General features: G+C 55.3%; 23 protein-coding genes. 9 read left to right on the top strand and 14 right to left on the bottom strand.

Features of this window, described 5'->3' with window-relative positions; all coding sequences use genetic code 11:
• Window positions 1–2 precede the first annotated feature (2 nt).
• Together ABD735_RS07845 and ABD735_RS07840 are read right to left on the bottom strand one after the other, a co-directional pair.
• Complete coding sequence (locus tag ABD735_RS07845) at window positions 3–1,130, bottom strand: AI-2E family transporter (protein WP_344805061.1); 1,128 nt, start codon at window positions 1,128–1,130, stop codon at window positions 3–5.
• A 30-nt stretch (window positions 1,131–1,160) separates the two neighbouring features.
• Window positions 1,161–1,769 (bottom strand): DUF4136 domain-containing protein, encoded by a 609-nt coding sequence (locus ABD735_RS07840; protein ID WP_344805059.1) that lies wholly within the window; start codon window positions 1,767–1,769, stop codon window positions 1,161–1,163.
• 201 nt (window positions 1,770–1,970) lie between these two features.
• Here ABD735_RS07840 and ABD735_RS07835 point away from each other — a divergent pair, with 201 nt between their 5' ends.
• The 3 genes from ABD735_RS07835 (at window position 1,971) to ABD735_RS07825 (ending at window position 5,521) form a co-directional block, all read left to right on the top strand.
• Window positions 1,971–2,975 (top strand): ion channel, encoded by a 1,005-nt coding sequence (locus tag ABD735_RS07835; RefSeq protein WP_344805057.1) that lies wholly within the window; start codon window positions 1,971–1,973, stop codon window positions 2,973–2,975.
• Window positions 2,968–3,513, top strand: coding sequence for a DUF421 domain-containing protein (locus tag ABD735_RS07830; protein WP_344805055.1), 546 nt, complete (start codon window positions 2,968–2,970; stop codon window positions 3,511–3,513). Before ABD735_RS07835 ends, ABD735_RS07830 begins: the two co-directional genes overlap by 8 nt.
• 184 nt (window positions 3,514–3,697) lie before the next feature.
• Window positions 3,698–5,521, top strand: a complete 1,824-nt coding sequence (locus ABD735_RS07825) for an acyl-CoA dehydrogenase C-terminal domain-containing protein (RefSeq protein WP_344805053.1) — start codon at window positions 3,698–3,700, stop codon at window positions 5,519–5,521.
• 5 nt (window positions 5,522–5,526) lie between these two features.
• On the opposite strand, the gene ABD735_RS07820 is transcribed toward ABD735_RS07825, so the two are convergent.
• Window positions 5,527–6,768, bottom strand: a complete 1,242-nt coding sequence (locus tag ABD735_RS07820) for a YncE family protein (RefSeq protein WP_344805051.1) — start codon at window positions 6,766–6,768, stop codon at window positions 5,527–5,529.
• Window positions 6,769–6,872: 104 nt separating this feature from the next.
• Entirely contained in the window at window positions 6,873–7,766 is an 894-nt protein-coding gene (locus ABD735_RS07815) for a DMT family transporter (protein WP_344805049.1), read from the bottom strand.
• A gap of 225 nt (window positions 7,767–7,991) precedes the next feature.
• On the opposite strand from ABD735_RS07815, the gene ABD735_RS07810 reads away from it, so the two are divergent.
• From ABD735_RS07810 to ABD735_RS07800, 3 genes are all read left to right on the top strand, one after another.
• Entirely contained in the window at window positions 7,992–8,387 is a 396-nt protein-coding gene (locus ABD735_RS07810) for a hypothetical protein (protein ID WP_344805047.1), read from the top strand.
• A gap of 15 nt (window positions 8,388–8,402) precedes the next feature.
• The gene (locus ABD735_RS07805; protein WP_344805045.1) at window positions 8,403–9,455 is read left to right on the top strand and encodes a right-handed parallel beta-helix repeat-containing protein; all 1,053 of its coding nucleotides are present in this window, start codon (window positions 8,403–8,405) and stop codon (window positions 9,453–9,455) included.
• A gap of 224 nt (window positions 9,456–9,679) precedes the next feature.
• Window positions 9,680–9,856, top strand: coding sequence for a hypothetical protein (locus tag ABD735_RS07800; RefSeq protein WP_344805043.1), 177 nt, complete (start codon window positions 9,680–9,682; stop codon window positions 9,854–9,856).
• On the opposite strand, the gene ABD735_RS07795 is transcribed toward ABD735_RS07800, so the two are convergent.
• From ABD735_RS07795 to ABD735_RS07785, 3 genes are all read right to left on the bottom strand, one after another.
• The gene (locus ABD735_RS07795; protein ID WP_344805041.1) at window positions 9,853–10,257 is read right to left on the bottom strand and encodes a hypothetical protein; all 405 of its coding nucleotides are present in this window, start codon (window positions 10,255–10,257) and stop codon (window positions 9,853–9,855) included. The genes ABD735_RS07800 and ABD735_RS07795 overlap by 4 nt on opposite strands.
• Window positions 10,258–10,266: 9 nt before the next feature.
• Complete coding sequence (locus tag ABD735_RS07790; RefSeq protein WP_344805039.1) at window positions 10,267–11,118, bottom strand: TIGR02587 family membrane protein; 852 nt, start codon at window positions 11,116–11,118, stop codon at window positions 10,267–10,269.
• A gap of 183 nt (window positions 11,119–11,301) precedes the next feature.
• A complete protein-coding gene (locus ABD735_RS07785; RefSeq protein WP_344805037.1) occupies window positions 11,302–13,143 on the bottom strand; it encodes a sensor domain-containing diguanylate cyclase in 1,842 nt (613 codons plus the stop codon).
• A 305-nt stretch (window positions 13,144–13,448) separates the two neighbouring features.
• On the opposite strand from ABD735_RS07785, the gene ABD735_RS20145 reads away from it, so the two are divergent.
• Window positions 13,449–13,670: an EAL domain-containing protein gene (locus ABD735_RS20145; protein ID WP_425548593.1), complete on the top strand. Its 222-nt coding sequence runs from the start codon at window positions 13,449–13,451 to the stop codon at window positions 13,668–13,670.
• Between the two features lie 286 nt (window positions 13,671–13,956).
• On the opposite strand, the gene ABD735_RS07780 is transcribed toward ABD735_RS20145, so the two are convergent.
• Window positions 13,957–15,648, bottom strand: a complete 1,692-nt coding sequence (locus ABD735_RS07780) for a putative bifunctional diguanylate cyclase/phosphodiesterase (protein ID WP_344805035.1) — start codon at window positions 15,646–15,648, stop codon at window positions 13,957–13,959.
• Between the two features lie 334 nt (window positions 15,649–15,982).
• Here ABD735_RS07780 and ABD735_RS07775 point away from each other — a divergent pair, with 334 nt between their 5' ends.
• Complete coding sequence (locus ABD735_RS07775; protein WP_344805034.1) at window positions 15,983–16,846, top strand: alpha/beta fold hydrolase; 864 nt, start codon at window positions 15,983–15,985, stop codon at window positions 16,844–16,846.
• Between the two features lie 278 nt (window positions 16,847–17,124).
• Here the strand turns inward: ABD735_RS07775 and ABD735_RS07770 are convergent, their stop codons facing one another.
• From ABD735_RS07770 to ABD735_RS07750, 5 genes are all read right to left on the bottom strand, one after another.
• Window positions 17,125–17,403, bottom strand: a complete 279-nt coding sequence (locus ABD735_RS07770) for an ArsR/SmtB family transcription factor (RefSeq protein ID WP_344805032.1) — start codon at window positions 17,401–17,403, stop codon at window positions 17,125–17,127.
• A gap of 26 nt (window positions 17,404–17,429) precedes the next feature.
• Window positions 17,430–19,145, bottom strand: a complete 1,716-nt coding sequence (locus ABD735_RS07765; protein ID WP_344805030.1) for a SulP family inorganic anion transporter — start codon at window positions 19,143–19,145, stop codon at window positions 17,430–17,432.
• Between the two features lie 70 nt (window positions 19,146–19,215).
• A complete protein-coding gene (locus ABD735_RS07760; protein ID WP_344805028.1) occupies window positions 19,216–20,082 on the bottom strand; it encodes an MBL fold metallo-hydrolase in 867 nt (288 codons plus the stop codon).
• Between the two features lie 115 nt (window positions 20,083–20,197).
• Complete coding sequence (locus ABD735_RS07755; protein ID WP_344805026.1) at window positions 20,198–20,839, bottom strand: trimeric intracellular cation channel family protein; 642 nt, start codon at window positions 20,837–20,839, stop codon at window positions 20,198–20,200.
• A gap of 6 nt (window positions 20,840–20,845) precedes the next feature.
• Window positions 20,846–21,244: a DUF6544 family protein gene (locus ABD735_RS07750; protein ID WP_344805024.1), complete on the bottom strand. Its 399-nt coding sequence runs from the start codon at window positions 21,242–21,244 to the stop codon at window positions 20,846–20,848.
• 202 nt (window positions 21,245–21,446) lie between these two features.
• Here ABD735_RS07750 and arsB point away from each other — a divergent pair, with 202 nt between their 5' ends.
• Window positions 21,447–22,517 (top strand): ACR3 family arsenite efflux transporter, encoded by a 1,071-nt coding sequence (arsB, locus tag ABD735_RS07745; RefSeq protein ID WP_344805022.1) that lies wholly within the window; start codon window positions 21,447–21,449, stop codon window positions 22,515–22,517.
• Between the two features lie 73 nt (window positions 22,518–22,590).
• Here arsB and ABD735_RS07740 read toward each other — a convergent pair whose 3' ends face one another.
• Entirely contained in the window at window positions 22,591–24,498 is a 1,908-nt protein-coding gene (locus ABD735_RS07740; protein WP_486303632.1) for a response regulator, read from the bottom strand.
• Window positions 24,499–24,644 lie beyond the last annotated feature (146 nt).

Below are 24,644 nucleotides of genomic sequence, written 5' to 3'. Positions count from 1 at the left end.
GTTCAGGTATTCGAGGCGCCATCTTCCTCGTCGGATTTGCCGCTGAGCTTTCGCTCGCCACTACTATCGCCCAGGTAGTCGCTCACGTATACCTTGTTCACCAATACGAGGAGCACGGCCGCCATGGGTGCCGCCAGGAGAAGGCCCAATACGCCCGCATACAGGCCGAGGCTGACCTGAATCGCGACCAGAACGGCGGGCGGTATCTCGATAGCCTGTCTCTGTATCAGGGGTGTGATGACGTAACCTTCCATGCCCTGAATGACAAAATAGAGGATGGCTACATGGAGCACGAGTTGAGGCTCACCTTGGGTGTAAGCCACCAGTAGGGCAGGGATGGCCGCTAACATGGGGCCGAAGTTTGGAATGAATTCGAGCAAGGCAGCTAGCAGTCCCAGAGAGAGTGCCATCGGCATGCCCAGGGCCCAGAGACCTAGCCCGATGAGCAGGCCGACCAGTGCCATCGAAGCGATTCGTCCCAGCATCCACCAGCTTAGTTTGTCGACCAGTGCATTGAGGACATCAGCGATGTAGTCTCGACGACGTTTGGGAAACAGCCTGATCAGCATGCGTCGGTAGGTCTGAGGTTCGAAAGCGACGAAAAGCCCTATGAAGAAGATAATGACAAAGTTAATGAGCGACCCGAATGTGGTTGAAAACACTCCAGAAATTCGTGAAAACCATTCACCTATCTGACTGCTCGAAGCGTTGTCCTGCTGTTCCTGCACCTCATTGATCACCTGGTCGGCCAGCGGTAAATCCGAGAGCTGTTGCCTCAACTCGGCAATACTGCTCGGTACGATCTCAGATAGCTGCTCGAACTGCTGCGTGACGCTTGAGGCGAAGGAAAATCCGAATGCCGCGAACAGACCCAGGAGGACGACGATCACCACCGCCAGTGCCGAGCGATGCCCAAGCGGTGTATGTCTGCTCAGCCACTTTGTCGGAATCAGATAGAAGAGCGACAGCAGCAAACCTGCGAACAGGATGAGCAACACTTCGTAGCCGTACCAGAGAACGGCGAGGATAATGATCGTTGCAGCGAAAATGAAGGCTGCCTTCCAGGTCCGGTATATAAAAGGATCGGTACTGACCTCGTTAGCGGGCTCCTTCATCTCTGTATCCTTCATACATTATGGTCCTGACTGGGCGCAACGGTATCAATCATGGTTTTCAGGCGGAAAAGTCTCGAGAATCTTCGCCACAGCACTGCGTATCCTGTGAGCACGCGCAGTGGCATCGGCTTCTGCTTCATATTCAAAACGAGCTATGCCGCGCCACATCAGTTCCTTGTCGGGCCCCGGTGTCAGAAGGTCGATGGTGAGTACCCGTTCCAGCGTACGGGTCATGAACGATGTCTTTTCAGTCATGGCACCCGATCGTCCAAAGCCACTCCACCACGCTCGATAACCATAACCGTATTGCTCGCGAAAGGTCGTGACTCCCACATCGAAATCGAGCCCCTCATGATAGGTGACATGGAAATCCGGCGTCTGCTGCGTCTGCGGATAGCCCTTGGAGATCAGTTCAGATCTGATGGCGTCGCGAACGTGGGTATCGTCGAAACGATCTTCGTTTTCAGTGCGCTGGTCAGCCTTCTGGGTATTCGAGGATAGCCAGGTCCAGGAGGACATGGCGCGAAATTGGGCGTCAGGGTCATGGGCGCGGGTAACATCGATACTGCTACACCCACCGACAACAACAGTACTGGTCACCATCAATACTGTTATCAGTACAGGCATAATTTTTTGCCACGTGAGTCCTGTCATTGTGCCGCTCCTGTTCATGCCTTGGTGCTTGCATTGCATTAGACCGTACGGCTCAGAGTTTCGGGCGGATGTCTGCGACGAACTATTCCATTTATCCGCGATGCTGTGGCTGGGTCAACCAAGTCCGCGGAATGCTCGTACCCCTGCCAGCAGCTTTCAATTTCCTAAAGTCAGGACTCTGGATTCGGGACAGCTATGCAAATGGAATGGATTTATCTCATCATCGGTCTGACGCTGCTGGTTGTGGCAGTAGTTGATGCGCTCTGGACAACACTGTGGATCGACGGTAGCGGTGGCCCTGTTACTGCAAGAGTGACTACCCTCATTTGGCGCTTCTGCCTGAAGACCACGGGCAGGGACAAGCACCACACCTTGAGCCTCTTTGGCCCTGTGATTGTTACCACGGCAGTTGTTCTCTGGGTATTGATGATCTGGATGGGATGGGTGCTTGTGTTCTCCGCAGATGATCAGGCGCTCTGGAACAAGAATGACAGCATCTATTCAGATTGGACCGATCGCATTTATTTTGTGGCCTATTCCATGTTCACCATGGGTAATGGTGACATCATTCCTGCAGCTGATAAATGGCAGGTCATAACGGGCCTATGTACGGCAAGTGGCATGCTTCTGGTTACGCTGTCGGTAACCTATCTGCTGAACGTCGTGTCCGCGGCGGTACAGAAGCGTGCCTTCGCCACTCAGGTGCTGGGTCTGGGACGAACACCCGCAGAATTCGTGCAGAACTGCTGGAATGGACATGATTTTCGTGATCTCGATCTTGTGCTCAATTCGCTCGCCTCCCAACTGTCTGCGCTGGGGGAGCAATATCGCGCGTATCCGGTACTGCAGTACTACCATGCAGCGCACGCACAGAAATCACCGCCGTTGGCAATAGCGGTGCTGGATGAAGCGCTGTTGATCTTTCAGCATGGCATTGCGCCGGAACAACGTCCGAATATAGTCCTTCTTCGTAGCGCCCAGTCCGCCATCGACAGCTTTATGACGACACTCCCTTCAGCCTTCATCAAAACGGCCGACAGTCCCCCTGTGCCACCGGATCTCGATAAGCTCAGGTCGCGAGGCATCCCCGTGGGCAATCGGGACACATTTTTGACGAAGCTGAACGCAGATGCCGAGCGGCGAAAAAAACTGCTTGGCCTTGTTCGCAACGACGGCTGGCGCTGGATGGAGGGTGCCTATGAGTGATGCAGCGTTTTTTTATAATGGCGTAGAGCCAATCATCCGAATCGTGGTGGTCGGATCGCTGGCCTATGTGTCCCTGATAGTGTTGCTGCGTGTCTCTGCAAAACGCACCCTGGCGCAGCTGAATACTTTTGATTTTATTATCACGGTGGCGATCGGTGCCTCCTTCGGGCGCATTCTCACTGCGCGGCAAGTCGTGCTCACTGAAGCCATTACTACCTTTGCGCTGCTGATTTTTCTTCAGTACGCCATCACCATGCTACAGCGACGCTCGACGCGCTTTTCGAATTATGTCACCGCGCCGCCGTCATTGCTGTTCTACCAGGGGCGCTTCCTGGAGGACGAAATGAATAAGCAGCGCCTTACGGAAACAGAGCTTCACGCCGTAGCCCTTCGTGAGGGGGTAGGATCACTCGATCTGGTGGAAGCCATCATCCTTGAAGCCCATGGGGTGTTTGCCGTCGTGCGGAAAGACTCAGCAGGAACTGGTTCACTAATCGAAGAATTAAGAACATCAGGGAAGCCTCCCGGGCAAAAATGACAAGGAACTGCCAGACAATCCGGCAATTATGACATTGACCCTCCGACGCCAATCATCAATATTCAGACCGGCTATCAGCCAGATGTGATAGCTCCCCCAACCATTCGTGTACGCAGCACTGCTGGCCATCATAATCCTCGTTAGGTCTGTCTGCGCTGCATTCACGAACAGCAGGATTGAATAGATGATGGATTATAAGGCACCCTTGCGAGACATGCGCTTTCTCATCAACGAAGTGCTCGACTACCCCGCGCATTATGCTGCTCTCCCAAACGGCGCTGAAGCTACGCCGGATACAGTTGAAGCCATACTCGAAGGCGCAGCCGTGCTCTGTGAGCAGGTCCTTGCACCACTGAATCTGTCGGGAGACCGCGAAGGCTGCCGCTTCGAAAATGGTGAAGTGACTACGCCCTCCGGCTTCAAGGCTGCCTACCAGCAGTTCGTCGAAGGTGGCTGGCAGGGTCTGTCGTTTCCAGAGGCCTACGGTGGCCAGGGCCTGCCGGCCTCCATCAGTGCGTTCAAATCCGAGATGATGGGAACGGCCAATTGGTCGTTTGCCATGTATCCAGGCCTCAGTGTGGGCTGTATCAATACCATCGTGCAGTTCGGGAGTGTAGAACAGAAAGCCATGTACCTGCCATCGCTGGTCTCTGGCGAATGGACGGGGACGATGTGCCTGACTGAACCTCAGTGCGGCACCGATCTCGGTCAGATTCAGTCGAAGGCTGAGGTGGACAGTGATGGCACCTACCGCATCACCGGCACCAAGATTTTCATATCTGCAGGCGAGCATGACCTGACCGACAACATCATTCACGTTGTGCTCGCGCGAGTAGCTGGGGCCCCGTCTGGTACGCGAGGTATTTCGCTCTTCATCGTGCCCAAGTATCTGGTGTCATCCGATGGCGCACCTGGAAAACGTAACGCTGTAACGTGCGGCTCTATTGAACGTAAGATGGGTATTCGTGCCTCTGCTACAGCGGTGCTCAACTTCGATGGTGCCACTGCCTTCATGATTGGCGCCGAGAATAAGGGCCTCGAAGCCATGTTCACTTTCATGAACACCGCCCGAATCGGCACAGCCATTCAGGGCGTCTGCCACGCAGAGGCTTCTTTCCAGCGCGCACTTCAGTATGCCAGTGAGCGACGATCCATGCGGGCACTGTCGGGCAAGAAGGATCCGGATTTCAAGGCCGATGCCCTGATCTGGCATCCGGATGTTCGCCGGATGTTGTTGACGCAAAAGGCGATTGCTGAAGGCGGCCGGGCCATGATTTATAGCGTCGCCAAAATCGCTGACTTCCTCGTCAATGCCGTGCTGGACGGCGATGAGCGCAAACAGAAAGAGCAGGATAGCTGTCTGGGCTTTTATACCCCAATTCTCAAGGGTTTCCTGACGGAAATGGGGCTCGAAGCCGCCAATCTTGGTATGCAGGTGTATGGCGGTCATGGCTATATTCACGAGCATGGTATGGAGCAGATTGCCCGTGATGCCAGAATCTCCACACTGTATGAAGGGACCACTGGTATTCAGGCCCTGGACCTGCTTGGCCGCAAGGTGTTGTTGGCGTCCAAAGGCAAGTGTGTGCGTGATTTCACTCTGACTATGGTGAACTTTTCAAAGGGCAGGGCGCTGCGTCGTGATGCGATCGGCATGATGGCCAGAGCGCTGCTCAAGCGCAGCGTGCAGTGGAACGTGCTCACCACCCGTATCATGCTGCGCGCGACAAAGGATCGTGAAGCCGTGGGTTCAGCTTCGGTCGACTATCTCATGTACTCGGGCTTCGTCATGATGGCTTACTTCTGGGCGCTGCAGGCAGACAAGGCCAGTGAACTGCTGCGAACGGGCAAAGGGCGAGAATCAGACGAGTTCTACAGGGCGAAAATTCAGACTGCGGAGTTCTATTTCGAGCGGCTTCTGCCACGCGCCGGCGCGCACTATATCAGCGCCACAGCACCGACGAGCTCGGTGCTGGGCATGGACAAGGCGCACTTCGCCTTCGGCTAGACCCTCTACTGTGCCCAGTTTACTGGGACATAGCCTTCACGGATCCGCTGTGGATGATCGCCGACATCCACGCGGGCCACTTCCTCGCCAGTCGCATAAGAAATCACTGACATCTGATCGGTGCCGCTCCATGAGATATAGCAGTGTTCGCCGGAGGCATCGGTAGTCACCCAATATGGCTTTTCACCCAGATCGGTCAGCAGCTTATGCTCGAAGGTCTCCCGTGAGACGATCGCGACATAATCACTCATCGTGCCGGCTACACACAGGGTGCTGTCATCGCCACTCAATGCGATACCGTGATGCGCTGAGTCATTGACGTAATCGCGACGTGGCACATCCGGAATGAGGTTGGGCAGCTCAGCCAGCCTGGTAATTCGATCCTCGACCATGTCGTATTCAACGAAGCCGTGCAGGAACGACAGCTGGAAATAGAAATAACGCTCGTCATCGGTATGGGCCATTGGCCGCACGGCAGGGCTCAAGCCCGGATAGCCCGCCGCGGCCAGTTTTTCGGCCATGTCGAACTTCTTGACGATTTCAAGTGTATTCGCATCCACGATCTGGAATACGCGGTCACCCTTGGTGGAATCCCAGAAGCTTGAGTCCAGCGGCGTGAACACGTTGCCAATACTGGCGTGGTAAATCAGTTTGCCATCCTTCGAGTAGACGTTTTCATGTGGAGAGTTGCCAGACGGAAAGCGACCTCTTTCAGTGCCGGTCTCGACATCAAGAATGTGGACGACTTTTCCGGTTGAGGCTGACACCGCGACCTCCGTTCCATCCGGTGATAGGGCCATGTGATCGGAGCGGAAGCCTTCGACCTGGAAGCGCCAGGCGATCTTGCCAGTGGCAGTGTCGATAGCGACGACGTCAGCAAAACTGGGCCGGGAAACGACGAGCAGACGACCATCCAGGCTGCTGTACATGTCATCCACCAGCTGGTCATTACCTTCGCCGATCAGATTGCGCACTGTCTGGAACCCGATCAGACGGATCGGGTTGAAAAAGAGTTCGGTCAGGCGCTTGCGCTTGTCTGGTACGGCATTGATCCTGCCTATTGGGGTATAGGTCTCGGTATCGATGACGTCGATGGTACCTTCCCAGTTATTGCCAACGAAGATGACCGGACGCGTATCCGCAGCTACTGCTACCTGGAAGGCGACAGTGCTGAAGAGCAGGCTTGCCGACAGCGTGAGCACTCGACAAAAGTTTCGCTTCTCCGATTTTTGAGGTATTGAAAACATTGGGCTTTTCCTTCTTCTTGTCTGGATCGTGCATCACGCACGTGGTGTTGTGTCACCCAAACAGGGTATAGCGCCGGACAAGCCGAACTGGGAAATCAGTCACATTATCGCCGGTAAAAGCGGAACTGGGCATGCTGCTGCCACCACAGTCCGACGATAATCAGCACCAGGCCGACATAGGTCGAAGGCAGGATGATTTCTCCCAAAATGAAATGGATAAACACCAGCGACAGAAAGGGTGAGATGAAGATGAGATTGCTGACTTGAGAGGTGTTCTCGGCACGTTTCATGGCCTGACTCCAAAGCACGAAGGCGATGCCCATCTCAAATACGCCGATGTAGACCGCTGCCAGCACGCCGGTGCCTATAGTATCTGGCAGGCCTGAAGTTGTGAAACAGAGTACGGCGATGAAGGGCAGGCCGAACAGGAAGTTGAGGAACAGTCCCGCCAGCGGGTCTCGGGTATCACGCGTGCTGATGATCCAGTACATTGCCCAGATGATCGTGCTGGCCAGCGCCATAGCTACGCCGACAGGATCAGAGAACTTCAGTCCGAGCACATCCCCGCGTGTCGCGATGACCACAACGCCGCTATAGCAGACAAGACCTGCCAGCAGATCGCTTCGGCTGAGCTTCTGCCCGAGCAGAGGCACTGAGAGGTAGGTGAGCGTCAGGGCCCAGGTGTAATTGAGCGGCTGTGCTTCCTGGGCTGGCAAGCGGTCGAATGCTTCAAAGAGCACCAGGTAGTACAGCACCGGGTTGAGCAGGCCCATGAGCACCGACACCAGATATTGCCTGGCAGAGAGGTTGAACACTGCCGCCCAACGCCGCTGTAGAGTGAGTATGCAGGCGAGCACGACCACCGAGGTGGTGCAGGCAATCAGCATGAGCTGCAGAGGACTTAATTCACCGAGCGAAAGCTTGAAGGCTGTAGCGACGGTTGACCACAGCATGACGGTCGCTGCGCCGAAGAGTAGCGCCTGTTTCTGATTTTTCATCGACTGATGTTGCCAGTGATGCGACCCAATGCCAACTGTTCCGGTATGCCAACTCCCTCACAAGCTGCCGCCAAATATGCCTACCTCGCCCAAAAGTGCGAGGTACTCCCCATGTGTTCAGCTCATACAATCGTGACGCTCTGGGACCAATGTCATGGCCCGATGGCGACCGTGGCTTCACATGCCCGGGTCGACCACCTTCAACGACATCGAGGATTAACAACAATGATGCCCTTTATCAGGAAGACCGTACTGGTGTCGGTCGGCTGCGGCCTGCTCACGGCGCTGTCGATGCCGGCCAGCGCAGCGAACAGCTGCCGCGTCGAGCAGAACATCAACTTCAACGATCACGGTTCAGGCTACAAGACCTACACGCAAGCCATGGCCGCCAACGACTTCGGCAAGCTGCTCACTAACGCGGCTGGCGATGTGCGCGGCTTCGATCAGCGCTGTCGACTGTCAGTAGCTGTTTGCAAAACTACTGCTGAATGCAGAAAGCCCGGACAATGTCTGGGCTTTTCTGTTTTTGGGGTGGCCAATGTCCTTCACCCTATAGACCAGATGTCAGATGCTTCCGTCAAGCCAGGCCGGTACTGTACGCCTTTGTCATTTCCGGAATAGGGCAAGGAGTTCAGGATGTCAGGTATGCAGTTGGCGCTGTTCAGCGGGTTGATCAATGGGTTGCTGATGTTCTCTCAATTCGCTTCAGCCGCCGCCACGCCTCCCTGTACACGTCAGCTCACCCCGGACGATGATCTCGCAGCAGTGTTCAGGAATTTGCCCGAGCAGGGCGATCATCAGACGCTGTGTCTCGGAGCTGGCGATTATCACCTCGACGGGATGGTTGAAATCCGCCGAAGCCAGGTGACGCTGCGAGGCGAGGGCAAGGAGAAGACTTTCCTGCGAATGAAGGCGGGTGTATCAAGCCCAGTGCTCGTGATCGGCGATGCGCACCATCAAGAGCCTGACCGGACCATCAGCAACGTTCGAATCGAAGCGCTCGCCATTCGCGGCAGCCGGGAGTCCACCACCGAATTCTTCCCGTCGTTGCCATATCTCAGCAACAGTGCACTCATCGTACGGCGCGGTGCGAACATCACATTGCAGGATCTCGATGTCAGACACTGTCGCAGCGCCTGTGTGCTGACAGAATACAACAGCAGTGACATTCTGCTCGCCAACAGTCATATCAGCGATGCGCAGTGGGACGGCATCTCACTCAACAGGGCCGGGCCGACCAGCCTGGTGGGCAACACCATCCGGGATAATGTCGCCGCCGGGATCACTGTCGAATACATGACCGCCTCGGTCTTTCGCAACAATATCATTGCCGGAAATGGTTCCCACGGCGTGTACCTGGCCGATGCCGAACACAACGAGATACGTGACAACGAGATCGAGGATAATCATCTTGCCGGCATCTTTCTGACCTGCTCAATTCAGGATCACGAAGCGGTGCAGTGCTGGGAAGGCAGTATCAGCAGGGATAATCGATTTATCGACAATGTGTTCAGCGATAACCGCTTCGGTTATCAGGTGGCAGTAGATCAGTCAGCGAACTGCCTTGGCTGGGACAGTCCGCGCAATGTGTCGTCGGGGGACTCATTCCTGCTGAGCCCAAACCATGAGCCAAGCTGGGAGAACTTCGGTCGTTGTCTGAGCTATCAAGGCAGCCATACGGTTCGCTAGGTCGCGAGGTTGAAGCGCGCGGCTACATCTATCGTTATCGTCCGGAGTCCCAACCGGCAATGTCGAATTCGAACTATCCATTCCCGAGGAGATGCTGGCTGTGGCTGCGCCTATCCCGATGACGTCAATGATCAGGTAGTCGAGCGATCGAACCAGATCATTCAAAGGCTGCAGCAAACGGCACGAGCGTTTCCTTAGCTCGCGGCAACATTGCGTGCCCTGGCATGCCTATTCAGGAAGCAGCGGTCCGTATCAATGGCGGCTCGCAAATTGCGCTGAAACATTACACGCTGCCGGTTCCACAGGCCCGTAAGGCCATCGGTATGGCTGAGTTTCTTCAACTGCTCATTGGCAAGCTCCAGTTCCTCCGTTCGCTGCAGCGTAAGGCGCTGCCTGGCTAAGGCTCCTGATAGCCGAGCGCTCGAATGCTCAAGGCTTCGCGTTGCGGCGGGTTCTGAAAGAACAGGCCGACATATCGCTTCGACTGCGAGGGCACGTAATCGACCTCCGCAGTACTGGTCTCAGGTTCACCGCTTGCCGTCTCCAGTTCCCCCTCGATCTGCAGTGCAGCAACACTGTCGTGGCCCGTATTGGCGACTTCGATACGAACAAGATGGCTCGAGTCCAGAGCCTGGATGTCCTGTATGCTGAAAGCAATCTGTGGGGGAGATGTTTTCTCGGTGAAGGCGTCCCATACCAGGTAAGCGAGGCCCGCGCAGAGCACAGCGAGCCCCGCCAGCCCCACAATTTTTTCCCAGGTTGGCGTAGGGGAAGGTTGATGCGATTGCGTTTGTAACTCCATCGGATGGTCTCAGATGATCAGGCGGGAAGCAGCTGCGCCTACGCCAGCTGGAAAGCTCAGGACAACCGCTGTACTGATGAAATGCTGCAGGCTGTCATTTTCCGAGCGGCCGAACACCCAGAGCATGAAAACGCTGACCGCAAAGGCGAGCACATAGCCAATAGCTGTGAAACGAATGAATAGTCTGCGATGGGCAGACCAGGCTCCAGAGCCTGACTTTGCCAGGCTCTCACTGCCGACTGTGAACATATGCATGACCAGCACTGTAAATATGACCAGCGCGATCGAATGCCAGGGCGTCATGAGGTACGAAATCAGCACCATCTCTTCCGTGGGGGCCACATTGAAAGCCAGGAATAGGGCGCCGGTAATCAGAATGATCAACTCACCCGTGTACTTTTCTTCCTGGCTGTCCTGGTCCTTCTGACCAGTACTCAACTGGCTTCTCGCGAGCAGGGCACCCAGGCTGCCAGGCACCGCCTGCAGCAGAATCATCGAGAACACTTCATCGGGTGCAGTTTCGGAGGTGATGACTCTAAAAGCCAGCAGCACCAGGGCCGAGGCACAGAACGCAAGCGCATAGGCCACAAGCACATCGATGATATTATCCCAGAGGTGCTTCTCTTCCCTGAAGCCGATCATCGACGAAATGCCGACGTAGAGCGGGAGTGATAACAGGATGAGTGCGATGAGTCTGAAGGGTTCGATGTGAAAGCCAATCCACCACATTTCCATCGTCATCATCATCGGTAGACTGAAGATGATTGCCCCGGCGGAGGCTCTGCCCACGCCGATCCAGACCGGCAGTCTTCCTGATTGCCTGGGGGCGGATCGATCTGTCTGCTCATTGGTATTCGTCAATTCCGTTCTCCGACCGCGTCACCTATCTGCCAATGCCAAGCAGCTATGCCGGAGAGCGACTGTCACGAGCAAAATGACCGGCAGCTCATAGCGGCATTCATCATTACGCTGCTTCGATCATCCCTGACCACCGTCAGGACGAAATTCTTAAAACCTCGGAGAGTGTGTAGCGCAATTCGGCTTCTAGTTATTTGCGGTGCGTTTGCGCGGGTTGTCGAACTCGACTCGATTACGCCCATTGGCTTTTGCGACGTAAAGCAGTTCGTCTGCCTGCTTGAGCAGATCTTCCCGTCCGGCAGCGTCTTGGGGAACGTGGCTGGCGGCACCCATGCTGGCCGCCATCTTCAGACTGAGTTCATCGTGGCAGACCCGGGATTCTGCGAATTTGGCGATGATCGTTTCAGCCACAGTCACGGCGCCATCGAGGTCGGTGTTCGGTAACAGGACCACGAACTCTTCGCCGCCCCAACGCGCACAATTGTCAGGCGGCCGCCTGATACAGCTTCGAATGATCTCGGCAGCCCGGGCCAGGCACAGATCACCGACATGATGGCCATGTGTATCATTGATCTGCTTGAAGTGATCGAGGTCGATCATGATGATGGCGATCGGACTCTTGTCACGATAGGCTCGCTTGTACTCGAGTTCGAACAGGCTATCCAGCGCTCGTCGGTTCATTACACCGGTGAGCGCATCGGTGGAACTGATCTTCGTCAGCTGGGCATTGGCCTGTTCAAGCGCTTCTGTCCGCTCGCGTACGATACGGTCCAGTTCTTCGTTCGCCTGCATCTGATGTTCGAGCAGGCGTCGTTGCGCATCAGCGGATTCCTTCTGCGCCTGGTTTCGCATCTGTCGCTCATGATTCATGCGATAGGCCAGCGCGAATGACAGCAGGACGATTTCCGCCCCGGCACCAAGTTGCGCCGCATTTTCGGTAAGCCAGTTTCTTGGTAGCATGCCCATCTTGTTAGAGATCACCAGAATGCCGCCCATGAGCAGGAAGATCCATGCAGAGAGATAGAATTTCGCTGCGTGGAAGCCGTCCCGCCAGCGCACGATACCAGCCCATAAACAGCACATGATGACGACGATTATGCAAAGCAGCATGCCTACGATCATGATTCTGTATGGCAGCACAAAGGCCCCTGCGGTCGTTACCAGGCCAAGCCCCCCCAGCACTAGCAGCACTCTGGCCAGCTTCGGACGCGATTGGGGGATTTTCAGAAAGCTGCGGACGAACATGCATGGGAAGCTCAGCATGCCGCTGAGCGCAACGAGCAGCACCCTATCGTTCCAGACCGTCGATTCAGGCCAGAGCAGCTGGAACGTCACGCCCTGCATGCTGGCCAGCAAGAAAAGCGTGGCGGTAACATGCAACACATACCAGAGATAGCTGGTTTCCCTCACGCTAACGAAAATAAGCAGGTTGTAGATCGCCATGACCAGCATGGCGCCATAGAAGAGGGCGCGTCCAAGGGCTTCTACGTAGCTGTGCTCCAATAGCGCATCGCCGTGCCAGATTGCCATGGGAACCTGCACCGAGGAGCTGCTTTGCACCCTGAGGTAGATCTCGGTGTCCTGGTGCGGTGGCAGAGCCAGAGGAATGACGAAGTGGGGATGCTCTATCGGTCGAGCGTGAAAGGGCAGGCGGTCGCCCATCTCAAAATGATTCTGCAGGACGCCATCGCGATAAATGAAGGTATCGATCTGGTCGAGAACCGGATAGGCAATTTCCAACAGGTGGCGTTCGGCTGCACTGCCGGCGTGGCTCAAGCTGAAGCGAAGCCAGTACGTCGCGCTCGTGTAGCCGAAGTTGAGAATGTCCTGTTCGGAGGTTTGCCACTGAGCATCATCCAGGGCTCTGACCTGGTCGATGCTGAGCATTCCATCAGCGTCTTTAAGATACTCAATCTGCTGGCCGAGCTGGATCTTTTGCCCGTCTTCGAGTATCACGGTGTTGGCCGCCGCAAAGTGTGTCACTAGAAGCAGCAGGAGGCAGCAATACCGAATCATGATTCCTGACATGACGTACCCGACGACGTGGACCTTTAAACTGGTTTAGTAGAGCATAGACGGCAGCGCCAGAATGTCACCCCTCCTGCCGGTTTTACTGCTGGGATCAAGTGTACGGTGCCTATGTGCTTGAGTAACATTCAGTATACATTGAAGATTTTTGGTCGCCACTTCGAAGCCTCAGTGCGCAGGCTGACCTTAGGCCCAGTGGCCGCACTGCTGTGCAATTTTTGACCTCTGAAATGAATGACAGAGCACTGGAGCGCCGCAATCTGCAAATGGATCTGCGCCGCGCACTGACGAGCCATTAGTTCGCGCTGTACCTCCAGCCGCAGATGGACCTCAAGAGCGATCACCGGCTGTTAGGTGTTGAAGCGCTGCTTTGCTGGCGTCATCCACGGTTGGGTCTGATATCTCCAATGAGGTTCATTCCAGTCGCTGAGGATTCGCGCGAAATCATGGTGGCGCTGGGCAAGACGTTTCTGGCGCATCTGAACGCGTCCGGGCGCTTGGCGATATGGTCGCACGAATCGCGTTGACGATTTCGGCACTGAAACCCGCCTCATTAAAGGTATATATTCCGTGTCCACTAATTAACATTAGTGGACATTGAGAATCCGTATGCCGCACCCCATCTGCCGTACTACCATGTGTTTTCGGATGTCCCTCAAGCAGCGTGTAAGTTATCGTCCCGTTCCTGGCGTCTCCTGCTGTCCAGCCACATTTGGCTTTACACCACGCAAGTCTTCGAGCTTACAGGCTATACCGTCTGCGGCACCAGCTCCCAGCTCCTGATTGATTTTCTCTGGCGTATGCCAAACGATATTACTGGGCAGGTGAAACCGCTTCATGACTTGGATGGCTGTTGCGATTTGCCATTAGCCACTCTGTTGCGAGCGACTCTGGCATACCTGGCGAGAACAAAAAACCTTGAAAGGCATCGCAGCGTAGAGCATTTAAAAATTGTGCTTGAACTTTATCCTCGACGCCCTCGGCGATCACGAGCAGATTCAGTTCCTTGGCCAGTGTGATCACTGATTTGGCCACCGCATTGGCGCTTACTTGTAACGGCACGCCGTCCAGAAAACTTTTGTCGAGCTTGAGTGTCGTCACCGGAAGCGTTCTTAAATAGCTCAGCGAGGAAAAGCCGACGCCAAAATCATCGAGCGATAAACGAAAGCCAGCGGTGACCAACGCCTCCAGCACCCCATTGCCTTCCAGATCAATCGCATCTCGCTCCGTCAATTCGATGTCGATGTCCCCCGCCTCGATCCCGCTGACAACCAGGGCGTCACTAATGGACGTCAAATACTGATTATGGAGTAGTTCCTTTGCGCAAGTGTTGATGCATATTTTCAAGTCAGAGATGCCCAGACTTTTCCATCGCATCAATTGCTTGCTAGCCTCCGCGAATACCCATACTCCGATATCGAATATCAAACCGAGCTCTTGCGCCAGATCAATCATGTAATCTACGGAGTAGTCGGACAGGTGGCGACCTGGAAATCGGACCAACGCCTCCATGGCCGTGGCTTGCCCGGTGTAACAGCTAATTATCGGCTGGTAGACTAGCGAGAGCTGTTTAGCGGCGACAGCCGCCCGCAACGCATTGCTGTCCTGATTCCGTTTGTGCGCTATGCGATCCAACTCATCTGTAAAATGTTGGTAGCCATTACGACCAGCAGATTTTGCTTTATAGAGAGCGATATCAGCCTTTCTCATTAGACCGCTGGCCTCTGCGCTATCGTCTGGGCTTGATGCTATGCCGATGCTCGCGCTGATTTCAACGACCGTTTCGCCGATACCGAACGGTTGCGCCAGTGCATGTACGATTTTCGCCGCCAGGGAGCCGCCCAAGGATGGATCACGTATACCCAGCTGCAAAATCCCAAATTCGTCGCCGCCCAGGCGTGCAATAAAGTCGCTTTCGCGGCTTGCGTTCTTCAGCCGGGAGGCGACCTCCAGAAGCAGTTCGTCGCCCGCCTGGTGCCCAAGTGTGTCGTTGACCTCCTTGAAACGATCAAGATCAATGAGCAACAGGTGTAGCGTATGCCCACCACGCTCGCAGAGCGAAATCATCTCTTGAGTCCTGACGTCAAACGAGGCACGGTTGTACAATCCACTCAACGCATCGGTGGCACTTAATCGTTTGAGTTCTTCCTGCGCCAGCTTTTTGTCCGTGATGTCCCTGAGTATTTTCAGGTAGCCAATAACTTCATTGACATCGTCGCGGATTGGCGTCAGAACGCCGTCAGCCCAAAACCTCTCGCCGTTCTTACGCAAATGCCAGCGGTAATCGGCCGCTCTTCCGGTGGCTGCAGCGGTATTCATTTCGAACGCCAGTTCTCCGTTAGCCCTGTCCTCTGGCGTGAATATCACACATGAATCTGCGCCTATCATTTCCAACTCAGAAAAGCCGAAAATAGTCTCAGCGCCACTGTTCCAGCTGCTGACTATCCCATCGACATCTACCGTAAAAATGGCGAAATCCGTGGCACTGTCATAGATATGCTTCAATAGAACTGCGGGAGAAAACTGTGCTTGCGTGAGGTCGCCTTTGAAGTCAAATGTGCAAATGCGACGGTATATGGCAGATGGTCACTGCCATATTCGGCCTCCTTGACACATTCAGATATTACCGCTGTCTCACCACAGGGAAATGCGTGGTGTCGTGGGTACGAAGACGTTCGCGACTCAGCCTGCATTCCTTTTAGCCAGTTGTTCCGCACAACAAAGCCGTATCACCTTGAGCTGGAAATAGCGACGTGACACATACCCGACGATCTCACGTATCTCAGCTTCACGAGATACCACTGCAGCCTAATAACCGATATCAGTCAGGAGTCCTGTCATGTTTCTCAGCGAACCTAAAACCTTGTTCACGCCACGCGGTACCTTCAGCTATCGGGAAGGCGGACAACCGGATGGTGCGCCCGTAGTGATGCTCCATGGCTGGCCAGAAAGCTCATATTGCTGGGAGTATGTCGGCAGGCATCTGAAGGCTGGTCTGCGCGTCATAGCGCCCGATTTGAGAGGGCTGGGAGACAGCGAACGCACCGACGGTCAACGTCATTATCTCAAGCAGGCGCTCGCTCAGGATGTCACCAGCATGCTGGACAAGCTCGACATCAGCGAGTTCCAGCTATTGGGTCATGACTGGGGTGGTATCGTGGCGCAGGAAATTGCTTTGGCGGCTCCCAGGCGTGTGCAGAAGATGGTGATCATGAACATCGCCATCATCAACAATCTGAAGGGGAACAAGGAAGTGATCGAAAAGGTCCGATCCGGTAGCAGCGAGGCCTACTGGTATCAGCACTTCCAGCAAATACCAGGATTGGCTGAAGCCATGATTCCAGACAAGGAGGACGTGTGGATTCGCACTTTTGTCAAAGGCGTGGAGACATCGATCCCTGAGGACGCCATCGCCGAATACGTGCGTGCATACCGCATTCCCGGAACACCGGGTACAGGTGCAAATTATTATCGAACATTTTCTGACGATTCCAAACGCTGGGCCACATTATCTGCGCACCGCTGGACCATGCCAGCCCTGTATATCTATGGCAAAGAGGACAAGGTGATCATCCCGGAATACCTGAACCATATCGAGGAATGCTTCGAAGATATTCGAGTAGAAAAAGTGGTCGCAGGCCATTTTCTGCAGGAAGAAAAGCCCGAAGAAGTCGCTGGATATCTGAATGAGTTCCTGGTTTGATTTGTCTCGAATGGCTGCTGCAATACCTTTTAAGCGCTTATCAACGTCTTCAACACCCGCCCTAACACAATACAACACCGCACAGGACCACTAGATACCCTCCCACCGCTGTTCAAAAAAATCCAGGAACACCAGTATACGGGCAGACAGCACTGTATTTCGGCATCCCTGGACGATCGGGAGCCCGCCCTTGCCTGAACGACGCCCGGCCTCCACGAGAAGGAGGCCGCAAACACGAATTTTCTTGCGGCCCTCAGTCCGTAAACATCAAGCATTGCTCAACTGCAGTAAATCGAATACAGAAGCTCCAGTACTTTTATGGCTTCCTTGTTTTTCAATGAATAATAGACGGTGGTACCACACTTTCGGTTGGTCAGAATTCCTTGCTGTTTCAACTTGGCAAGGTGTTGCGACAGCGAAGACTGAGACAGCCCGACAAGTTGTTCGAGGTCACCCACGCTGCGCTCTGTGTCCACCAGGTTGCAGAGGATCATCAGCCGATTGGCGTTGGCCAGCGATTTCAATAACGCTTCGGCAGCCCCCGCATTCGTGCGCATCTGCTCAATGGATATCCCGGACATTTTCATTGGTGCAAACTGTGGCTTGTCAGTTCATGCCAGGCAGCAAAAGTGGTCAGAAAAACCCTGCCTGACAGCTGAGCTGGAAACTGACTTCTTCCAAGCTGGTCCATCACTGGTCCCTTCACTTCTGCTAAATGCAGCGTGACCCCGGCGTCGAACAGACGAGCATTGATAGCTTCAAGGCTCTCCAGTGCTGATGCGTCGATATGGTTGACAGCTGGACACATCAGGATGAGGTCGGTCAATTGGGGAGCCTCGGCGACGAGATCATATATAGTGTCCTCGAGGAAGCGGGCATTTGCAAAGTAGAGGCTTTCGTCGATGCGCAAGACCGCGACGCGTGGGTCTGTGACCACCTTGAAACGCTGAATATTACGGAAGTGCTCGGTACCGGGTACCAGGCCGACAAGGGCACTGTGAGGCCGGCTGGTGTCATAAATGAAGAGTGCGAGTGACAGCCCTACCCCAACAAGAATGCCAAGCTCGACACCGCTGGCCAGCGTGGTGATCAGCGTTGCCAGCAAAGCATAGAAGTCACTGCGCGAATAGTGCCAGGTGCGCTTCAGTGCACCCAGATCAACCAGTGACAGCACGGCTACGATGATGGTCGCTGCAAGGGTCGCCTTTGGTAGGTACATGATGAGCGGCGTCAGAAAAAGCGTGACCAGCGCGATGCCGACAGCCGTGTAGGCCCCTGCCGCAGGAGTTTCCGCGCCGGCATCAAAGTTGACCACGGAGCGGGAGAATCCACCTGTTACCGGAAAGCCGCCTGAGAATGTCGAGCCCAGATTGGCGGTGCCGAGGCCAATGAGTTCCTGATTAGGCGTAATGCGCTGCCGGCGTTTGGCTGCGAGCGTCTGCGCTACGGATACCGATTCGACGAATCCGACAATGCTAATCAATAGCGCTGGCACCCAGAGTTGTTGCCACAGTCCGAGGTCGAACTCGGGGAGCATCAGCGACGGCAGACCGCCAGGCAGTGCGCCCACGACGCTGACCCCCTGCTGTTGCAAATCGAAGCCCCAGGTCACCACCGTCGTCGCGATTACCGCAAAGACGGGGCCTGCTTTCGCCACCAGGTCAGCGGTGCCTGTGGATAGACCGAGCCTGATCAGCATGGCCTTCAGGTCACGTCGCACCCAGTGCAGGAACAGCAATGCACTGCAGCCGATGGCGACGGTGATCCAGTGAATCTTTGAGATCTGATCGATAAAGCTGCGCCCCAGCTCAAGCAGGTTATGGCCGGACATTGGGATGCCGAGCACCTGGCCGACCTGGCTGGCAGCAATGATCAAACCGGAAGCACTGATAAACCCTGAAATAACGGGGTGGCTGAGAAAGTTTGCCAGAAAACCAAGCTTCAAGATGCCCATCAGTGTCAGCATCAAGCCAGACAGAAAGGCCAGCGTGATGGCTGCGCTCAGGTAGAGCTCGGTGCCCTGGGTAGCGACCGCCCCCGCCGCTGCAGCTGTCATCAGCGAAACAACTGCAACGGGGCCTACAGCCAGGGTCCGGCTCGTGCCGAAGACTGCATAGGCGATGAGCGGCAGTATGCTGGCATAAAGACCCACCTCTGCTGGCAGACCCGCCAGCAATGCATAGGCCAGAGACTGCGGGATGAGCATGATGGTCACGATGACAGCTGCCGTCAGGTCGCTGGCCAGCATGCCCTTGTTGTACTGAGGCGCCCAAGACAGGATCGGCAAGTACTTCTTCATGGCTTGCATCAATCGACTGCCCCGCCCTACTTTGCTGCGAATAACCAACACGCTCTCCCGGATTTGTCGATCAGAGCAGATTGAGTGGAACCTTGAGATAGCTAGTTCCGTTCTCCTCGGGCGGTGGCATATGACCGGCCCGCATATTGATCTGCACGGACGGCAGTATCAGCCGCGGCATGTCGAGCGTAGCGTCACGCTCACTTCGCATCCTGACAAAATCCTCTTCGCTCACGCCGTCATGTACGTGAACATTGTTGGCGCGCTCTTCGGCAACGCTCGTCTCGTTCAGATAATGATCCCGCCCGGGCGCCTTGTAGTCATGGCACATGAACAGGCGGGTCTCTGGCGGGAGCGACAGCACGCGCCTGACAGAGTGGTAGAGCGTGCGGGCATCACCGCCAGGAAAATCACATCGAGCAGTGCCATAGTCCGGCATGAACAGGGTGTCGCCTACGAAGGCTGCATCGCCAATGAGATAGGTCAGGCAGGCTGGCGTATGCCCTGGTGTATGGAGAACCGAGCCCTGCAGCTCGCCGATCTGAAAGCGATCGCCATCATGGAACAGATGATCGAACTGGCTGCCATCACGCTGAAATTCGGTACCGGCGTTGAAAGCCTCGCCGAAGATCCCCTGCACGACAGTGATATTTTCGCCAATCGCTGTTTTGCCGCCGAGGCGCTCCTGGAGATACGGCGCCGCGGAAAGGTGGTCTGCATGAACATGGGTTTCCAGAATCCACTCGACCTTGAGCTTTTCCAGCTGAATCCAGGCGATGATGGCCTCTGCTGAGCGTGTGTCGGTCCGTCCGCCGGCATAATCGAAATCGAGCACTGAATCGAGAATGGCACAGGCTTTGGTCGAAGGGTCGCTCACGACATAGCTGAAGGTGTTGGTCGGTTCGTCGAAGAAGGTCTTGATCGATGGCACTGGCATACTGAAACTCCTGTAAAGGCTTCCTCTCAATATAAGTCTTTGCTAATATATTTTAAAGAGATAAGCATATACTGTTATATTATATGCGTTTAAATAAGCTGGCAGCAGATCGGAATCAGACTCGCCAGGCAGGTAGGCTCCATTTACGCCATATGGCCAGAATGCGCAGGCCCGCCGTCACGACGACGCAGGCCAGCAGCGCAGTCCAGTCCGGAGCGCCCAGCCACCAGAGGCCGACATATAGCCAGCCGCCGGCGAAAGCGCAGACAGCGTAGGGTTGATGGTCACTGAAGGCGGTTGGTGTCTCATTGCAGACCATGTCGCGTAGCACGCCCCCGAATACGCCCGTGGCTATACCCATCAGGACCGCGACCAGCATCGGCATCTGGTCATTGAGCGCGAGGTGAACACCCGTGGCCGCGAACAGGCCCAGCCCCAGCGCATCGGGCCACTGGATGGCCTTTTCGGTCACCTCCAGATGGTGCTGACGCATGAAGAGCATGGCCAGGACGCACAGTGCCAACATGGCCCACAGAAGCTCGACGTGCTCGACCCAGAAAAACGGACGGCGATCCAGCAGAAGATCCCGCAAGGTGCCGCCGCCGAACGCAGCGAGAAACGACACAACGCAGACGCCAACAGGATCCAGTCGTTTGCGGGCCGCTTTCAGGAGGCCTGACAAGGCAAAAGCCAGCGTGCCTGCCAGTTCGACCAGCACACGAAGCATCTCTCCCCAGGATGGAATTTCAGTCAGCATGTTGCTTCACGGGCCAGTTCCTCCTGTCTTTGGAAAGCGGATCGCCGTCACATTGGCTATGAAGAAAGGGAAATAGTCATCGGTGCCAAACATGTTGCCCGCCTCCACATGAAACGGCAAGCGATAGCCAGCGACTTCGCGGAAGTCTGACATGACGGCGCCAAAAGGCTGCAAGCGATGGACCTTGTCGGGGTTTGCGTTGCTCCAGCGCTGGAACGATGCAGCGACAGGTTTGCCCTCTTTATCGACCCTAACGTCTACCGCCTGGCTGAGGTCGCCGTGGCGGATGGTCACGTGGGCGGTGTCGTCGTCCACGGCTGCCCATGTGATACCTGGTCCAGGCAACAGGGCCGCTGGCGACCAGACTACGGCCTCGGCTGCGTAGCGACCGTCAGCCGCTTCCATTCAGCACGATCAGCGCTTCGATCCAGCACTGTCAGTAGCCCTAACGCCAGCAGTCCAAGAATTAATATGAGCGAAATGACAATAATGTATTTCATACTGTACTTTCCCATGACCGGAGCCTGGTCTGTTCTAGACCATCATGACATCTCATGCATTGACCTGGATCAACGCAGAAACCAACGATCAATCTGAGAGGACACAGATGACCACCAAGACCGACTACAACCCCGTGGAGGATGCCTCCGGCGGCATGGGCCTGTTCGAGCGCTACCTGTCAGTCTGGGTGGCAATGGCCATCGTTATCGGCGTTGCGCTGGGTCAACTGGCGCCCGCTGTGCCCGAAGCCCTGTCACGCTTCGAATACGCCCAGGTGTCGATCCCCATCGCGATTCTGATCTGGGCGATGATCTTTCCCATGATGGCGCAGATCGACTTCGGTGCCGTACTCGATGTCCGAAAGGAACCGAAAGGCCTGGCGATCACCACTATCGTGAACTGGCTGATCAAGCCCTTCACCATGTTCGCCATCGCCTGGTTCTTTTTCATGGTAGTGTTCGAGTCGCTGATTCCGCCGCAACTCGCCAGCGAATATCTGGCTGGTGCCATTCTGCTGGGGGCTGCGCCCTGTACCGCCATGGTGTTTGTCTGGAGCTACCTCACCAGGGGCGATGCCGCTTATACACTGGTTCAGGTATCGGTAAACGACTTGATCATGCTGTTTGCCTTTGCGCCGATCGTGGTGTTTCTGCTCGGCATTTCCGATATTCAGGTGCCATGGGATACGGTGATTCTGTCCGTAGTGCTGTATATCGTGATCCCCCTGGCAGCTGGCTATCTGACCAGGCGCACACTGATCGCCCGACTTGGAAAGGTATGGTTTGACGGCGTGTTCATGAAGCGTCTGCGACCGGTCACGCCAGCGGCGCTGATTGTGACCCTGGTGCTGCTCTTCGCTTTTCAGGGGGAGGTCATTCTGGCTAACCCGCTGCATATTGCCCTGATTGCGGTGCCTCTGATCATCCAGACCGTGCTGATTTTCTGTATCGCCTATGGCTGGGCCAGATTATGGAACGTTCGCCACTGTATCGCTGCGCCCGGTGCCATGATCGGGGCCAGCAACTTTTTCGAACTGGCCGTAGCCGCAGCAATTGCCCTGTTCGGCCTGCAATCCGGAGCAGCGCTGGCCACAGTGGTTGGCGTGCTGGTCGAAGTGCCACTCATGTTGATGTTAGTTCGCTTTGCCAATGGCACGCGGGACCGTTTCCCGGCCTGAGGGTGCGGCAAGCTCGCAAGCGAGCCAAACAGAGTCCGACGGATCGGTGCAGGCAGCTGAGTATGTCAGCATCTCACAAGGCTGCCATCATCTTCTCAAGATCTTTCAGGGAGACGGGCTTCACCAGGTGATCATTGAACCCTGCCTCGAGTGTACGTTGGCGATCTGCTTCTCGGCCCCAACCGGTTACAGCGACTATGCGTATAGTCCACCCATATTCCCTGGCCCGAATCCGCCTCGCCACTTCACAACCATCCATTTCGGGCATGCCGATGTCCAGCAGTATCAGGTCTGGCTGGAATTGATCCATGAGCTCTAGCGCGCTTTTGCCATCCGAAGTCGTTCGCACCTGGACGCCCAGAAATGTCATAAGTTCTGCGAGCGTGGCCGCGGCATCCTTGTTGTCGTCTACGATGAATACGCGCTTATGGTCAGTGGGCTTTGAAGGGCTTTCACTGTCCAGTGGTATGTTTTCCGCCTGACCTTGGAGTAGTGGGAGGGAAACGATGAACTCGCTCCCCTCCCCCAGTCCCTTGCTGTGCGCTTCAACCGTGCCACCGTGCAGATTCACCAGGTTGCGTACTAATGCCAAACCAATCCCCATGCCGCCGATGCGAGCTTCATCGATCTGCATGAACATCTGGAAGACTTTATTGATATTGTCGGGCGCAATTCCGACACCGTTATCGCGCACGCAGATTCTTGCCTGCTGCCCGGTTCTGAATGTTGAAATCTGAATGCGACCATCTGCGAGGGTAAATTTGCTCGCGTTGCTCAAGAGGTTGCCAATGATCTGGGTAAGTCGAACAGGGTCGGCCATCACGATCAAAGGCTCTGTCGATAGACTGACAGATACCTGCCTGTTCTCTGCATAGAGGATAGAGTGATTGGCTTCCAGGGCATTGTGTACGGCTGTAGCCAGGTCCATTTCCTTCAGGCACAGATTCACCTTGCCCTGGTTGAGCCGGGATACATTCAGCAAATCATCAACCAGGCGAATAATATGCCCCATTTGTCGCTGCATGATGTCCAGGGTTCTAGCTGTGGACTGCCCATCGCTCGCCAGCCGGAGCGCGTCTATGCCGCTCTGTATAGGCGCCAGAGGGTTGCGCAGTTCGTGGGCCAGTGTGGCCAGAAACTCATCCTTGTGCTTCGCCACATCCTGAAGCGCTTTTTCATCCCGTTTTCGCTGTCCAATATCGCGCGCGATGAGCTGTACTGCGGCTTGCCCACCCCAGTTCACGGGGCCCGCGGATACCTCCACTGCGACCGGTGTGTCATCGAGCCGCTTCCAGCAATATTGCACCCGGTCACTGGCGCTACTGTCCTGCTGGACTTTTTGCATCTGTACTTGCAGCAGCGGACGGTCATCCTGGTCAAGCTGTTCGAAAGGCGACAGTCCCACGATATCTCGCGGCTCTTCGGCGCCAAGGAGATGAGCCGCGGCAGGGTTTGCATACACATAGCGCCCTTCGAGACTGACAAACAGCGCGTCCGGAGAGAGGTCTGCCAGGGAACGATGGCGCTCATCGCTTTCGCGCAACTCTTTGACGAAAGCCTGGCGGGATTCTTCAGTCTGCTCTGAATAGGCTTTGATGACATAAGTCAGCGACTGGTCCAAAGCTTCGTTGAATCGAGTGAGCTGATACAGTGTTTCCATACTCGCGCTTTGCATTTGATCCGTCCATAGGCGGATGACGCTGGCGCGCAGCGCCCGGTATTCAGCGACGATCTGATCAAAATCGAAACCTTCCACGAGTCGTGTACTGACGTGCTTTTGAGCAGAGGGTTCAAAAGCGGCGTTTTTTTCCGAGCCTTTCGACTTGCTCTCCTGATCCTCATCACTTTGATGCTCGGACATGTCCTGTGCGATAGCCTCTAGTATCTCCTCGGCGTGATCACGCAACTCAATAACGCTCATATGTCGGCCAGGGGGTAGTGTTTTGGTAAACTGCTCCCACTCCACCAAAATAGCTTCCATAGACTTCGTAATAAACTCGTGAAGCTGCAAATGCCCTCTCCTTTTCATCTGAGCTGTTGGTCACTGAAGCGATTGTGCTGCTAGAGGCTAACGACCCGGGTTAATCAGCAAGACCGACCACGGCTACAGGGGGAGGCATCGAAAAG

This window comes from Allohahella marinimesophila, assembly GCF_039538005.1.
GTDB classification, from domain to species: domain Bacteria; phylum Pseudomonadota; class Gammaproteobacteria; order Pseudomonadales; family Oleiphilaceae; genus Allohahella; species Allohahella marinimesophila.
This window is presented reverse-complemented; position numbering and strand designations above follow the sequence as displayed.